The organism is uncultured Methanobrevibacter sp. (genome assembly GCF_900314615.1).
Taxonomy (GTDB): Archaea; Methanobacteriota; Methanobacteria; order Methanobacteriales; family Methanobacteriaceae; genus Methanocatella.
On record NZ_OMWA01000003.1, the window covers coordinates 21,210 to 34,695 of the forward strand.

The window sequence follows — 13,486 nt, forward strand, 5'->3', positions numbered from 1 at the left end:
AAATGAGTATAACCTACAAAAATACCCACAACTTTTCAAAAAGACAACTGGAAGAACTGTTCAAATCAGTTGAGTGGTCTTCCGGAGAATTTCCGAAAAAACTAGTACTTGCCATGAGAAATACCAATTGCGTTTACTCTGCATGGAACGGTGATGAACTGGTCGGATTGATTTCTGCCATGGATGACGGCGTAATGAACGCTTATATCAATTACCTTCTTGTAAAACCTGAATATCAGCTTAAAGGAATCGGAAAAACATTGGTTGAAAAAGTAAAAGAGCATTACAAAGATTACCAAAGAATAGCTGTTATTACAATGCATGAAAAAAGCAGATTCTATGAATACTGCGAATTTGAAAAAAGAGAAGATAAAGTACCGTTATTTCTAACGGAACTTGAAGATTAAAAAAACCTGATTATTCGAAAATCATAGTTCCAATGCCCTCGGTGGTAAATATTTCATAAAGCAGGGCATGTTCTATCCTTCCGTCAATGATATGACAGGATTTAACACCATTTTTAATTGCATTTACACAGGTTTCGATTTTTGGAATCATACCACCAGTAATAATTCCCTGTTCAATTAAATCAGGAACTTCTGAAATTCTGATTTTTTGAATTAAAGTTGACGGATCTGAAGGGTCTCTTAAAACACCGCGAACATCAGTTAGAATAATTAATTTTTCTGCACCCAATGCACTGGCAATCTCACCGGCAGCAGTATCAGCGTTAAGATTCAAACTTTTTCCATCCTTATCAATACCAATTGGGGAAATTACAGGAGTTACGTCATACTCCAGAAACATTTCAAGCATTTCTGTGTTGATTCTTTCAACTTCACCGACAAGACCCAAATCAACAAGTTCCTCATCGATTTTACTGGCCGGCTTTTTATGAGCATAAATTAAACTTGAATCTTTACCGGACAAACTAATTGCGTCACCGTCATGTTTGATAAGTTCTGAAACAATTTCAGTTGAGATTTTACCTGCAAGAACCATTTCAATAATTTCCATGGTTTCCTCATCAGTTACTCTTAAACCTTTGATGAATTTAGCTTCCTTACCCATTTTTTCCATAGACCTTGAAATTTCAGGACCTCCTCCATGGACTATAACAGGTTCCATTCCAACATATCTCAACAGTACTACATCACGAGCTGTGGATGATTTTGCATCATCATCAATCATTGCATGCCCACCATATTTAATTAGAATTTTTTTACAGTAAAATTCCTTAATAAATGGTAAAGCTTCAACTAAAACATCAATTTCTGTCATTTTATCACTACATTAAATATTTTGTTTCATCATTTATAATCTTTTAAGTTTATATGTTCAGAAAATCAACCCATTATTATGTCTGAGATGAATAACATTAAAGATTATCTTATAAGTTTGGGTGCAAGCAAAGTCGGTTTTGCAGATGTGAACGGTCTGGCCAGCGAATTTGTTGATTTGCCTAATGCTATAAGCATTGTTCTGAAAATTCCAAAAGAAACCATACAGTTAGTTAAAGATGAAAGCTATGGAGAGTACTGGGCATCTTTTCACAAGCAAATTGACAAGTTAACTGAAATTTCGCTAAAAGGTGAAGCGTATATAAAAAATTTGGGATACAATGCATTCGGACTTACAATGACTCGTAATGAATGTGACATGAAAAAACTGTTAAGCATTTTACCATATAAAACAATGGCCACCAAATCAGGCCTAGGCTGGATTGGACGCTCAGCACTATTCGTCACACCAGAATACGGTTCAGCTGTAGCTTTAGGAGGTATCTTAACTGATATGCCGCTTGATTTTGGAACACCAATTACTGACAGTGAATGTGATGAGTGTACCAACTGTCAGGAAGCATGTCCTGTAGATGCAATAAATCCTCAAAAATGGAATGACCGTTTAAGCAGGAAAGACATTATAGATATCGAAACCTGCAGCGAGTATATTATCGACCAGTATAAGGCAGGACTTGGATGTACAAAATGCATGAGCGAGTGTAAACTCACTCAGGAATATCTGAAACGAGAGTAAAGAAAAATTCCACATTTATGAATTTCCGTTGAAATTAGAAAAATAAGTGAAGTATTTTACTATTAAATAATTAAAAAAAATAGTTAGGAGTTTTGAAACTCCTATAATCCGCATTTGAATTTGAATCTGTACTCTTGGTTTACAATTTCCATTCCTTCAAATGAACCGTTTAAAATTTCTGCAACTTTTTGCAGGTCACTTGCAGTGATTGCACTACCGTTAGCTATTGGTGAGAAAAAGGTTATCTCATCATCAGTTATGAGGTAGTTTAAAAGTTTAGTGTTTTCTTTTTGGTATTTTTCGACAATTGCTAAGATTTTTTCTTCAATTTCTTTATCTAAGTTTGCCATAATATCACCTGTAATTGTTAATTAATTTACGAAGTATTTAAATTTTTGTACTTGAATGTAGATGACATTGAAATAAAAGTAAAAATTTTTTAACTAAATTAAATATATTAAAAATCCAATTAATAAAATGACCTGATTTTAAAGTAAACTATAAAATTATAAAAGCTACTTTTAATTTCTGAGAAGGTACATACCTGTCAGAAAACTCCATATGATTAAGGTGTATGCTGAAAGCCTTTCATAGACTGGCATGTAGATACTACTTATGCTGAAAAACATTACCCAGAATATTATAAGGCCAAAAATTCCAAGGATTAATGTGCTTTTTTGATAGGCTTCAAATTCGTTCATCGATCTTGAAACCAGGATAAGTAAAATGTTTCCTCCAAGTATTGTCATTACAGCACCCAGAGTATGGTATCCTGAAGTTAAAGGATTTCCCCCATGAATAAGACCGACGATAATGACTCCCAATGCAGTAATCAGAGAAAAAATATAATAAATTATTTTGTTTTTGACTATGAAATCCTTAAGTCTGTAGAAACTGCCGAAAAGCAGGACCAAACCAATTAATATAAAGGCAGAGTTCATAAGCCAGAATAATGGTGAGTTCGGATTTGGAATACCAAGCTCCGAAATGGTGTGAAAAATATAAGTTTCAAAAATAGAAGCTTTAAAAAAAGTTGCGGAAACAGCTTCAGCTATTATATAGTAAAGATACCAATTATAAAGACAATTCCTGCAACTTTAGACTTCATTTTTAAATTCCGAATTTTCTATTGAAGTATTTTTCTTTTAAATCAAAGTTTAATTCTTCAATATCTGCACCGCCAATAGCTTTCTGCAATATTTTATAGCAGGATTTTTTAGGTACAGTAATATCAGTAATATGGGATTTGTTCCATATTTTATCAAATCTTTTCTTAAGATTTTTGATTTCAAGCTTTTCAACTACATTTTTAAGATTAATAATGTTAGCTTCATTTATTACGTCATATGTTGCATATGTTTGGGCATCCATTACAATAGGGTTTAAACCAAGGATGTATCTTTGCAGGTCATAATCCATGAATGAATCATAATCCTGGTTATATGCATAAACATGAGCTTTTGCAGACAATGCATCGATGAATACTAAAAACTGATTTGCGACCAATGCTCTTGATATGATTTCATCACAGAAGTTTAATGCAGTTTCGATTTTATCATCGGAAGATGAATTGACATATGTTTCATAATCTTCAAATCTGAATGCTACAAGAGCAAACATGTACAAGTCAATCCAATCATTATCCTTAACAAAGTCAAGTGCCTTATCAGTTAATTTCAAATCATCGGATTTGTCAAAATCACTTAATGTTGCTTCACCGGATTCAGCTTCTTCACCATTTAAAACAGGCAATAATCTTTCTACCAATTCCTGTTTTTTACCTGAAACTTTAAGACCATTTTCCCTTAAAAGGTCTTTCAGTTCAGCAACAGTATATTTTTTGGATACTTCTTCAGCTGTTAATGCTTCACTATCGCTTTCAGCTGAGATTTCACCTATTTCCCCTTCAAGGTATCCTTCTTCAATCAGATATTTTACGCAATCTTCACCTGATTGAAAAGTACCGAAATTTCCTTCATTTAAAATTTGCTCGATTGAATAACCGCTGTTTAAAAAATTTAAAACATTGAATACTTCTAATTTTTGTTCACTCACTTAAACACCTTTTATATTTCCTCAGCAATAATAAGATATTACCGAATGTTATAATTAAACTCCCCATAAAGATAGCAAATTAGTTCGAAATTTAACTTAACAATATAATATATCTTTTTTTGTTAATTTAATACTTTGCTTAAATCTATGGAATTTTTTAAATGGCAATTGTGAAGAATTCAATAATTATAAAAATTATCACCACCACAGTGAAAATTAATATAAAAAGATGCTGATTTTTCCATGACCTGTTTTTTAAGATTAAAATAGTTAAAACAACAATTAAAGAGATGTTAATGAGAGAAAATAAGTCTAACATTAACATCACCTTTTAAGTATTTTGGATATGATATTAAAAACATGACGGGATTCTCTTTTTTTGCTCGGATATGTCCTGGCAAATATTTTCATGAGCTCTGAAATATTTTTATCAGGATTTTGGTGAACAAGTTCTTCTGCAATATTCTGCAGGCTTTTTGGAGGAACCTTTGAATCCCAAACATCCATAAAGACATTTTTGATTCTTCTGAGTGTTCTTGGGTCCTCAATCTGTTCATAGTCAAACTCTTCTTTAAGCTGATGTTTTACATATCTAATGTAGTGAGTATCATCTTTTTGATAGATTTCAGGAATCTGCAGACCGAATTCATCAAAATATTTATAGATTTCCTTTAAGACGAATCTGCGGGGAACACTATCAGGTTTTCTTGCTTCATCTTCGATGTCTCTTGGTTTGATTTTAAGATACATCTGACCTCCTTTGAAATGTTCGCCGTTGATGACAACCCCTTCAATTACTCGTCTGCCGTTACGTTTTTTGTATTCGTCATTGATCTGCTTAAGAAGTGATTTTACTTGCTGGATGGCATCATATAATGTTGGGAATGAATCTTGGCAAACAACTTTATATTTTTGAAGTTTATGATTTCTTCCGCACCACATTATTGAAAATGAATTTTCAAAAGGGTATTTCTCTATTGCGAATATGCTGTCGGGAGTTTGAAAACCGTCCAAATCAGAATAGCATTTCATGGATATGTAATTGAGAAATGTTTCATCAACATAAGCTCCGATTAAGCGAATATCGATATAGGCATCCATGTAATCGATTTCATGTTTGTTTAAAATTCCATAAAGCTCAAACATCAAAACATCATTGGAATGGAAATTTTCCCCAAAGAAGTCTTCAATTGCTTTTTTGTCAACAAGCTTGAACATGTCAAGAATATGTTCGTCCGCTACAGGCTGGCCTCTTGTTTTTGGAACTATTTCAATTGAATCTCCCAAATCATCATTGAGAGAATAGATTATCAGACAGGTACCGTCAAGTTTTTCCTGACAGTAATAGACAATGCTTTCATCATCCTCTTTCAATTTGTGTCTGTCATCCCAGTAATGAATTTTTGGAAATGACTGTACAAACTGCTCGGTATCATAACTTCTGCCACTTTTTTCTGTTATGTGAGTAATAATCATTGATCCGAGATACCTGTTCGGTTTTCTGCAAATATATCCTCTGATAACATTGCCCTGTGGTGTTTCAGCTTCAAATTCACGCAGATGTTTAGGTTTTACTTTATTTTCAAAATATTTCTGACAAAATTCTTCTTTCATATGGCAGTCCCCAAAAGTGATAATTGAATAAGCTAGTAAAATACATATTTTTACAATTGTATTTACTTAATAAAGTAATATCATCATTAAAGTATTTAAAATAGTCAGTTTCAAATAAGAACAATTTTAAGAAGTCAGAACAATTTTATTAAGTCATACAACTTTTTCTTAAAAATAGTTAAAGAAATATATAAATAATCAGATATCTTAAAAAACAAGAATCAACCATTAATTTTTTAAAAATAGATTAAATATGCCAATATAAGTTAAATAACACTACTAGAAAAAAATATAAAAAAAATAAATTAGAAATAAATTTGTTTTTCAATCATATCCATCATAGGCCTAACATCATCAGACATATTGATTTCAGTAATATTTTTTGGAGATCTTTTTTTAGAAGCATAATATGCTTGCGCAAAACTCCTGCTGATATAAAATACTCCACTAAAATCTATAACAAAATCATCGTTATTAATTTGATTTATTTTATTTATAAAATCAGTAGCCGATTGATTGAAATCTAAAGCATCATTTATTTCATCTTTAATTTTAATAATCATGAATCACACCTAATTTAAAGGAACCTGGTTTATTGAATTCTATCAAATTATAAATATTTTGGATTTCATATTTATTTAATCTTATTGCAATTAATGTACCATTAAAGATATGTTTTTTCTTTAATAAATAATATTTATAATTTTCACCAGAAATATGTAAGCAGCCTGCACGTGACACCATTAATATTTCACCCCAATTTCCTTCTGCCACTAATTGGATGACCGTCCATAACCCATTTCCCCTCTCAAATTGTGAATCAGAAATTGTAGAAAAAGTGCCAACAGCTTTTTCAATTGCTTGACAATCATTTTTAAAGCCAACATTTTCTCTTTCAAACAACCCCGGAATCGATAATCCATCATCTATAACACAAACATCTAATTTTTTATAATCCGAAAGTAAGTTAGAAAAAATATAACTTTGAACAAAATTATTGTCCAATTTAGAATGATCATAAACATTATTTGCTAACTCTGAAATAATTGTCCTCAATGCAAAATAACTTCCATAATTCGTATCTAAATTACCCATATAGTTAGTAAGAAAATCCACTTTGTCACTCTCAATTCTAGAGTTAGGCAATTCAGAAAATAATTTGTCAGATTCCAACTTATTTTTCAGATAATCGAATGCATTTTCATTGTTTGACAACATCAAATTTTGATTTTTACATTCGCACAATAAAGGAAGAACCGTAGCAGGATTAAGTTTTAAGCTCCCTAAATCAATTTTATCACCATGTTTATCATGTATAATCTTTTCAAATTCCATATAGTTTTCAAACAAATTTTTAAGCACAATCATAATGCCCCCAATTTATAATTGAAACTAGAATGTGAAAAAATCCTGATTTAAACAAACATTTAGTTTACACAGTTAATTTATCAAAATAAGTATTTAAAATAGTCAGTTTCAAATAAAAACAATTTTAAGAACTTAACACAATTTTATTAAGTCATACGACTTTTTCTTAAAAATAGCTATAAAAATTGGATAACAGTCAGATATTCTAAAAACTAAAGCAAAACTAGCTAAATTAATTCAAAAATATTGAAAAAAAGAGAAATATTAAAAAAATAGATGATAATCAAGGATTGCAAGCTTCATCAGCAGCTCCCATTATAACGCTGATTTCATCGGAAATATTGATTTCTGAAATCTTTTTGGGAGATTCATATTTGGCATTGTAATAAGCCTGAGCATAGTTCATAGTAATAAACATTACATCCTTAAAATCAAGTATAAATTCTTCTTCAGGTATCTTATTTAGAATTTCCACCAGTTCAACTGCAATATCACTGGATTCCAAATGAGTACCAAATTCTGCACCAACATTAATAAGCATTTTTACACCTACATTTATTTTTAAACTTCATCATAAATAAACAGTTTTGCAAAACACCCAAATTATATATTCAGAATCATTACAGAAATATAGTTTAGGTGGAACAATGAAAACTTGCCCGAAATGTCAAAGAAAACTCATCAGAGTATTTCATGACACAACAGACGAACTGGCTGTTGAGTCTCTTAATGGTGAAATAATATTTGGAAACTGCTGCACCAGCAAATACGACTATTACTGTGAATACTGCGATGAATTTTTTGATTCCGCGCAATTACCATAGAACATGTTCACCGCACCTATCACACTCAATTTTAATTCAAATGACAAACTACAATCCCAAAACATCCCTGTCAGGATCTGCATTCTTGAAGAGATTGATTTTAGTATCGCTTCTCCATGTGAACTTCAAAAGACCTTCATGGATTTCATTTAATTTTTCATCATCAAATCCTTCCAGATAGTATATTTTTCCCCTTTCCCCGACATTCATCATGAATCTGATTAGATGCCTGTATACCATGATTGAAAAAGGATTATAGACAACAATATCGTCAGTGATATATTCAATCAGCATATCCAGCTTGAAAACATCCGGAGTTATGATTTCAACATCACAATTAGGAAATTTTTCAGAAATTATTGATTCATAGTCCATAAGAACACCTGAAATTATATTTGTTCAATCAATATTTAATCATTAATGATATCAATTATTTATCCCCCAATGTGAAAAATTGAGAGATTTAGAAAATAAATCCCATCAAGTAAAATTACTATAACCTTTAAAAATTAGTTTAACCTTATAAAATTGTTTTAATTTAATACTGTGCAATTTATAAACCTTGAAAACAGATATAAAGAACACCAACTAAAAATCGTAGGTTATACTATGAATAAAAAAGATTTTGAAACTAGAACCAATATTATAAAAGAAACATTTATGGACGATAAAAATATTAAATGCCACATTCCGACAGAAGAACTTGAACTGGATGAAAACATTCACCAGGAAGGGGACTTTTTCATGACTGAAGACGGAGAATTTGTTGATTTGGAATTCCAATTTACAGATTTTACTGAAGATGAACTCGTAAAGTTCATTGAACTTGCTGAAAATTTACATGAAAAATACGAAAGAAAAATTAGAATCTATATTCTCTGTCCGAAATACATAAATGTATACGTCAAGGAAATTGAGATAATGTCCGATGCGGATTTTACAATAAAACTATGCTGCACAAATATAGACCCTTGCGAAGTGATTTTAAACGGAATTAAAAATAAGATAAAAAATAACGAATTTCTCGATGAAGACGATTTCCATGCACTGGCAATGCTTCCTGTAATGTGTGATAAAGACAAAAAACATTATTTCAGGTCAGAATCGATTAAAATACGTAATCGCCTACTTTACTGATTACTTGTTCCATTTTAAAATGGTTTTGCCGAATTTAGAAATATGATCAATATCAAAGGCTTCCTTCAGGTCATTTAAGGAATTTATTTCACAGATATTGGTGATTAATTTTTCTAAATAATCAAACATGTGAGGATTTTCACTGAGGAGTTTAACGACTCCTATAAAATCTTCTCTCTCAGAGCGGCTGTTTCCCTGAAGAGTCAAACCTTTTTCCAAAACCATACGTGTGTTTATAGGAACAGGGTATTCGCTTACACCGAAGAGATTTATTGTCCCCTGAGGATTAATCAAATCGATAATTTGGTCAATGGCGGACTGTGATGCGCTTGAACCAACACATTCAAATCCGTGGTCAATTGCCAAATCATCAGGGACATCATGAATTCTATAGATTTCATCAGCAAATGAAAAAAGATTGAGATTATTCTGGTGCTTTCCGAAAGCTATAACTTTGGAATCTGGAAATTTCACTTTTAAAAGCAAAGTAGTGATGAAACCCAAATTTCCATCACCCCAAACGCCCAGAACGTCTTTTGGAGTTATTGCCAAATCTTCAAATTTGGAAATTCCCTGATATGCTACTGTAATCAATTCCATGAATGCACTGACATGAGGGTTGAAATCATCGGGGATCTTAACAACACGAGTATCATCAAGTTTAATTAAATCTGAAGTAAAACCGTCAAATCCGCTTCCTCTGAATTTGGAAGAGTATGAATAATTCAGTCTACAGACATCATCCCCTGAAGGAGTGTTAGGTATCATTACCACCTTATCTCCTGATTTGAAATTATTATTGCCGTCATATACTACCTCACCGATTCCTTCATGAATCAGTGCCATAGGCAATTTCTTATCGAGAATCTCAGCAGGCCTTGATCCCTGATAGTATCTCTGGTCGGCCTGACAGATTGAAAGGTAGGTCGGTCTTACGACTACGCCGTCCAATTCGATTTCATCGATTGATTCTTCAAAAAACTTAGGAGATTTTAATCTGTAAACAATGTTAATCATGCTTGTCCTCAAGTATTGTATTTGCCAGTTTCAAATCATAAGGGTATGTAATCTTGATATTTGTGACTTCACCGTCGACCAGATATACATCTTCATCTTTAAGAGTGAATATTTTACATGCATCTGTCAGGATATTGCTTTCCTCTTCTGTTAAGCTGTTGATGAGATTGAAAAGTTTCTTTATATTGAAGCTCTGTGGAGTCTGGCCCTGGTAATAATAATCCCTTACAGGAATGCTTTCAATAGTTTTTGCGTTGATACTCTCAACAATAGTATCTGTTGCAGGAATGACTGTATCGCAGGCACCGTATTTTTTTGCAGCTTCTATATTGTCTTCAATAATTCTATGAGTAACAAACGGCCTTACAGAATCATGAGTTATTATAATTGACTCATCATCGATTCCGAAATGTTCATCAATATAGTTTATACTGTTCAATAAAGTATCATTTCTTGTTTTTCCACCTTCAATAACAATAATATCATCATCACTGCCAATATGCTCTTTTATAAGATGTGTAGTATGATTTATATAATTTTGAGGTGTTAAAACAATGATTTTATCTATTTTACTGTTAATTACAAATTTTTCGATAGTGTGAATGATAACAGGCTTACCTCCCAAAGGCAGGAACTGCTTTGGAGTGTCTGTGCCACCCATTCTTGATCCGACACCGCCTGCTAAAATAGCTGCAAAAATCATTAATATTACTCCTTTCCTATTTTCCTAGATAAATATCTTTAAAAAATAGTATATATAATTTTTAAAAAAAAAGTTTTGAGAGTGAAAACTCTTAAATTAAAGTTTTCAATCCTTTTGAAACATTATTAAAAAGTGAGACTTGCCTTCAGGAATATCCTCACCAATCTCCTCATTGAGATATATCCTCTTAAGACCCTGTTTTTTGAAGAGTTCTTCCAAATCATCAGGAGAACTTCTCATTTTTGTAGGAGGTCCTTTAGGAACATCCCATGGTTTATAATCCATAATAGCAATTTTTCCATCTTTTTTAACTATTCTTGCAAGTTCTGCGGCAGCTTCATCAAGCTGTCTGGAAGCTTTAAATCCATGGAAAACGTTGACAAGCAGAACCACATCAACGGATTCATCTTCAACGCCAGGAATTCCTTTAGGAATATCCGCTTCAATGTTTACGAGATTTTCAACATTATTTTCCTTTTTGTAGGTTTCCATATCTTCAATAGATGCGTCATAAACGTCCACTGCATAAACAGTATTGGTTGTAAGTTTTTCTTCAATTACCTGAATTGCAATATGTCCGTCTCCACAACCTGCATCCATGAAAATTTCATCACCTTTAAGGTCTAATTCGTTTAAAATTTCATTAGAATCCAGAAAAAGCGCACTGGAAAACCCATGAGCTCTATGTCCGTTTTCAGGCATCATCATAATTTTCACCTAAATCATAATCTTTAAAAAATAGTATATAATATTTGTCAATAGTAAAATTAGTTAATAACGTTAAAAAAAATAGTTAAAAATAATAAAAAAAAGTTATAAGAGGATTATTTTTTCCAAGTTTGTTTTACTCCTCTTCCTCTTTTACTTCCAGGTTTGGTGTAACTTCTTTTTTGTCTGGTTCTTCTATTAGTCCCTTTTACTTTTGCCATATTTTCCCCTCCTTAAAATTGATAATCATAAAATTAGATAATATATATAACAAAAAAATATTTGTTTTCAATATATTTAAAGCTTTTCTTTAAGTGGTGTATTCTGCATTAATTTTTACATAATCATAAGTTAAATCACAACCCCATGCTGTAGCCTGACCGTCACCTAGAAACATGTCAATATTGACAGTCACATTTTTGGATTGCATTATCTTTTCTGCTCTTTCAAGGTACGGTGTGTCTTCAAAAGCCAGAATTTCACCTTTTCTAACCAAATCAACATCATCCACATCATCAGCAATTGAAATTGTCACAATATCAGGATTTAAATCACAGCCGGAGTATCCTATAGCTGAAACGATTCTTCCCCAATTTGGATCACCACCAAATACTGCTGATTTGAATAAACTTGAAGAAATAATTGATTTTGCAGCCAGTCTTGCGTCATTGTCATCTTTTGCGCCGACAACATTAGCTTCTATGAATTTAGTTGCTCCTTCACCATCACGAGCCATCTTTTTAGCAAGATCGATACACAGATAATTCAGCGCTTCCTGGAAATTCTCATCCATTTTGCCTTCTTTAACAACGTCAACACCTGATGCACCGTTGGCCATCATTAAACATGTGTCGTTTGTACTTTCATCGCCGTCAACAACTATCATGTTAAAACTGACATCCGCTGCCTGCTTTAATGCTTTTTTAATTTCATCAGCAGGAACTGCTGCATCAGTTACAACAAATGACAGCATTGTACCCATATTCGGAGCAATCATGCCGCTTCCTTTTGTGATACCTGCAATTTTTACGGTTTCACCAGTAGTTAATGTGACTTCCACTGCACATTCCTTCGGAAAAGTATCTGTTGTCATGATAGCTTTTGCAGCAGCAAGAGAATTTTCCGGTTCGTCGCCTAATTTTGAAAGTGATTCATATGCGACTTTGGAAATTATATCGATAGGCATTTCACGACCAATAACACCTGTTGAAGAAATCGCAATTTCCTCTTTAGGTATTTTCAAATCACGGGAGACAAGTTCAACTAAAGTTTCACAATCTTTAATGCCCTGATCTCCGGTAAAACAGTTAGCATTTCCACTATTTACAAAAACAGCAGAAACTTTTCCATTCTTGACAACATTTTTAGTGTATTTAACAGGAGCAGCTACAACTTTGTTTGAAGTAAATACCGCTGAAGCAGTACTGTTAGGGCAAAGGATAATAGTAACACCATACTTTCCTTCACGAGCTCCAGATACTTTAACATTATCAATTACGGAAAATCCGCCATCTAAATCTTTAATAAAATCCATAAAATCACCATTTAGTATAAATGTTCAACATTATTGTAATAAGGATTATCTTCAACACCCAGAATCTCTGCAGACTGGTTTTCATTATAGTCCACTTCATCAGATTCGTCAAATACCACACCATCGCTTTTATTCAAATTGGTAGTCATTTCAACAGTTACATTTTCAATGTGAGTAGTATTATTGGCAGTATCATTGTTTGTGCTTTCAAAACTCATGAAAACACCGGCCGAAGCTCCAATAATGAATGCCAATAAAATTATAATCATGACCAAAACGGTTTTGCCGCCACCTTTCTTCTGTCTGTTATACTTATTATTTCTACGAGAATCCTGACGATTATTTCTTTTCATGAAAGAAGATTTTATACTTCTTTTACTATTGTTTCTATTAAAAGATGATTTATGACCCTTTTTATTATAGTTACCATTTCCAGGTCTTAATACTCTCTTATCGTCTTTTTTTCGTCTCATATTATGTACTCTTTTT

18 protein-coding genes are annotated in these 13,486 nt (G+C 32.3%); 4 read left to right on the forward strand and 14 right to left on the reverse strand.

From position 1 onward, the window contains the following. Nucleotides 1-2: 2 nt before the first annotated feature. Nucleotides 3-407, forward strand: coding sequence for a GNAT family N-acetyltransferase (locus tag QZN33_RS01240; RefSeq protein WP_296788716.1), 405 nt, complete (start codon nucleotides 3-5; stop codon nucleotides 405-407). Nucleotides 408-417: 10 nt separating this feature from the next. On the opposite strand, the gene argB is transcribed toward QZN33_RS01240, so the two are convergent. Beyond that, complete coding sequence (argB, locus tag QZN33_RS01245; RefSeq protein WP_296788718.1) at nucleotides 418-1,281, reverse strand: acetylglutamate kinase; 864 nt, start codon at nucleotides 1,279-1,281, stop codon at nucleotides 418-420. A 78-nt stretch (nucleotides 1,282-1,359) separates the two neighbouring features. Between argB and QZN33_RS01250 the strand changes: the two genes are divergently transcribed. After that, the gene (locus QZN33_RS01250) at nucleotides 1,360-2,037 is read left to right on the forward strand and encodes a reductive dehalogenase domain-containing protein (protein ID WP_296788721.1); all 678 of its coding nucleotides are present in this window, start codon (nucleotides 1,360-1,362) and stop codon (nucleotides 2,035-2,037) included. A gap of 101 nt (nucleotides 2,038-2,138) precedes the next feature. On the opposite strand, the gene QZN33_RS01255 is transcribed toward QZN33_RS01250, so the two are convergent. The 7 genes from QZN33_RS01255 to QZN33_RS01285 form a co-directional block, all read right to left on the reverse strand. Continuing rightward, a complete protein-coding gene (locus QZN33_RS01255) occupies nucleotides 2,139-2,387 on the reverse strand; it encodes a hypothetical protein (protein ID WP_296788726.1) in 249 nt (82 codons plus the stop codon). Between the two features lie 171 nt (nucleotides 2,388-2,558). Beyond that, the gene (locus tag QZN33_RS01260; RefSeq protein WP_342764129.1) at nucleotides 2,559-3,095 is read right to left on the reverse strand and encodes a DUF998 domain-containing protein; all 537 of its coding nucleotides are present in this window, start codon (nucleotides 3,093-3,095) and stop codon (nucleotides 2,559-2,561) included. Nucleotides 3,096-3,147: 52 nt separating this feature from the next. Then, nucleotides 3,148-4,092: an SAP domain-containing protein gene (locus QZN33_RS01265; protein ID WP_296788729.1), complete on the reverse strand. Its 945-nt coding sequence runs from the start codon at nucleotides 4,090-4,092 to the stop codon at nucleotides 3,148-3,150. A 324-nt stretch (nucleotides 4,093-4,416) separates the two neighbouring features. Then, entirely contained in the window at nucleotides 4,417-5,706 is a 1,290-nt protein-coding gene (locus QZN33_RS01270) for a hypothetical protein (RefSeq protein WP_296788732.1), read from the reverse strand. A gap of 305 nt (nucleotides 5,707-6,011) precedes the next feature. Beyond that, nucleotides 6,012-6,269, reverse strand: a complete 258-nt coding sequence (locus QZN33_RS01275) for a hypothetical protein (protein ID WP_296788734.1) — start codon at nucleotides 6,267-6,269, stop codon at nucleotides 6,012-6,014. Further along, nucleotides 6,259-7,074 (reverse strand): hypothetical protein, encoded by an 816-nt coding sequence (locus QZN33_RS01280; protein WP_296788736.1) that lies wholly within the window; start codon nucleotides 7,072-7,074, stop codon nucleotides 6,259-6,261. The genes QZN33_RS01275 and QZN33_RS01280 overlap by 11 nt, the downstream gene beginning before the upstream one ends. Before the next feature lie 283 nt (nucleotides 7,075-7,357). Beyond that, nucleotides 7,358-7,615 carry a hypothetical protein gene (locus QZN33_RS01285; RefSeq protein WP_296788739.1) on the reverse strand — a complete coding sequence of 86 codons (258 nt, stop codon included), beginning with the start codon at nucleotides 7,613-7,615 and terminating at the stop codon, nucleotides 7,358-7,360. Nucleotides 7,616-7,721: 106 nt separating this feature from the next. Between QZN33_RS01285 and QZN33_RS01290 the strand changes: the two genes are divergently transcribed. Next, nucleotides 7,722-7,898, forward strand: coding sequence for a hypothetical protein (locus QZN33_RS01290; protein WP_296788742.1), 177 nt, complete (start codon nucleotides 7,722-7,724; stop codon nucleotides 7,896-7,898). 48 nt (nucleotides 7,899-7,946) lie between these two features. Here QZN33_RS01290 and QZN33_RS01295 read toward each other — a convergent pair whose 3' ends face one another. Beyond that, entirely contained in the window at nucleotides 7,947-8,273 is a 327-nt protein-coding gene (locus tag QZN33_RS01295; RefSeq protein ID WP_296788744.1) for a hypothetical protein, read from the reverse strand. Between the two features lie 234 nt (nucleotides 8,274-8,507). On the opposite strand from QZN33_RS01295, the gene QZN33_RS01300 reads away from it, so the two are divergent. Beyond that, entirely contained in the window at nucleotides 8,508-9,035 is a 528-nt protein-coding gene (locus tag QZN33_RS01300) for a hypothetical protein (RefSeq protein WP_296788747.1), read from the forward strand. Here QZN33_RS01300 and QZN33_RS01305 read toward each other — a convergent pair whose 3' ends face one another. The 5 genes from QZN33_RS01305 to QZN33_RS01325 all read right to left on the reverse strand — a co-directional run bounded on the left by QZN33_RS01305 (nucleotide 9,036) and on the right by QZN33_RS01325 (nucleotide 13,470). Continuing rightward, a complete protein-coding gene (locus QZN33_RS01305) occupies nucleotides 9,036-10,052 on the reverse strand; it encodes an alcohol dehydrogenase catalytic domain-containing protein (protein WP_296788749.1) in 1,017 nt (338 codons plus the stop codon). Beyond that, nucleotides 10,045-10,755: a 2-C-methyl-D-erythritol 4-phosphate cytidylyltransferase gene (locus QZN33_RS01310; protein ID WP_296788751.1), complete on the reverse strand. Its 711-nt coding sequence runs from the start codon at nucleotides 10,753-10,755 to the stop codon at nucleotides 10,045-10,047. The genes QZN33_RS01305 and QZN33_RS01310 overlap by 8 nt, the downstream gene beginning before the upstream one ends. Before the next feature lie 105 nt (nucleotides 10,756-10,860). Beyond that, the gene (locus QZN33_RS01315) at nucleotides 10,861-11,463 is read right to left on the reverse strand and encodes a class I SAM-dependent methyltransferase (RefSeq protein WP_296788753.1); all 603 of its coding nucleotides are present in this window, start codon (nucleotides 11,461-11,463) and stop codon (nucleotides 10,861-10,863) included. 310 nt (nucleotides 11,464-11,773) lie between these two features. Beyond that, nucleotides 11,774-12,997, reverse strand: coding sequence for a bifunctional ornithine acetyltransferase/N-acetylglutamate synthase (gene argJ, locus QZN33_RS01320; protein ID WP_296788756.1), 1,224 nt, complete (start codon nucleotides 12,995-12,997; stop codon nucleotides 11,774-11,776). Between the two features lie 11 nt (nucleotides 12,998-13,008). Beyond that, nucleotides 13,009-13,470 (reverse strand): hypothetical protein, encoded by a 462-nt coding sequence (locus tag QZN33_RS01325; protein WP_296788759.1) that lies wholly within the window; start codon nucleotides 13,468-13,470, stop codon nucleotides 13,009-13,011. Nucleotides 13,471-13,486 lie beyond the last annotated feature (16 nt).

Coding starts and splice junctions, on each gene's coding strand:
- QZN33_RS01250 (WP_296788721.1), top strand. CDS start 1,360: ATGTCTGAGATGAATAACATTAAAGATTATCTTATAAGTTTGGGTGCA.
- QZN33_RS01285 (WP_296788739.1), bottom strand. CDS start 7,615: ATGCTTATTAATGTTGGTGCAGAATTTGGTACTCATTTGGAATCCAGT.
- QZN33_RS01255 (WP_296788726.1), bottom strand. CDS start 2,387: ATGGCAAACTTAGATAAAGAAATTGAAGAAAAAATCTTAGCAATTGTC.
- QZN33_RS01310 (WP_296788751.1), bottom strand. CDS start 10,755: ATGATTTTTGCAGCTATTTTAGCAGGCGGTGTCGGATCAAGAATGGGT.
- argJ (WP_296788756.1), bottom strand. CDS start 12,997: ATGGATTTTATTAAAGATTTAGATGGCGGATTTTCCGTAATTGATAAT.
- QZN33_RS01270 (WP_296788732.1), bottom strand. CDS start 5,706: ATGAAAGAAGAATTTTGTCAGAAATATTTTGAAAATAAAGTAAAACCT.
- argB (WP_296788718.1), bottom strand. CDS start 1,281: ATGACAGAAATTGATGTTTTAGTTGAAGCTTTACCATTTATTAAGGAA.
- QZN33_RS01275 (WP_296788734.1), bottom strand. CDS start 6,269: ATGATTATTAAAATTAAAGATGAAATAAATGATGCTTTAGATTTCAAT.
- QZN33_RS01295 (WP_296788744.1), bottom strand. CDS start 8,273: ATGGACTATGAATCAATAATTTCTGAAAAATTTCCTAATTGTGATGTT.
- QZN33_RS01280 (WP_296788736.1), bottom strand. CDS start 7,074: ATGATTGTGCTTAAAAATTTGTTTGAAAACTATATGGAATTTGAAAAG.
- QZN33_RS01325 (WP_296788759.1), bottom strand. CDS start 13,470: ATGAGACGAAAAAAAGACGATAAGAGAGTATTAAGACCTGGAAATGGT.
- QZN33_RS01305 (WP_296788749.1), bottom strand. CDS start 10,052: ATGATTAACATTGTTTACAGATTAAAATCTCCTAAGTTTTTTGAAGAA.
- QZN33_RS01315 (WP_296788753.1), bottom strand. CDS start 11,463: ATGATGATGCCTGAAAACGGACATAGAGCTCATGGGTTTTCCAGTGCG.
- QZN33_RS01240 (WP_296788716.1), top strand. CDS start 3: ATGAGTATAACCTACAAAAATACCCACAACTTTTCAAAAAGACAACTG.
- QZN33_RS01290 (WP_296788742.1), top strand. CDS start 7,722: ATGAAAACTTGCCCGAAATGTCAAAGAAAACTCATCAGAGTATTTCAT.
- QZN33_RS01300 (WP_296788747.1), top strand. CDS start 8,508: ATGAATAAAAAAGATTTTGAAACTAGAACCAATATTATAAAAGAAACA.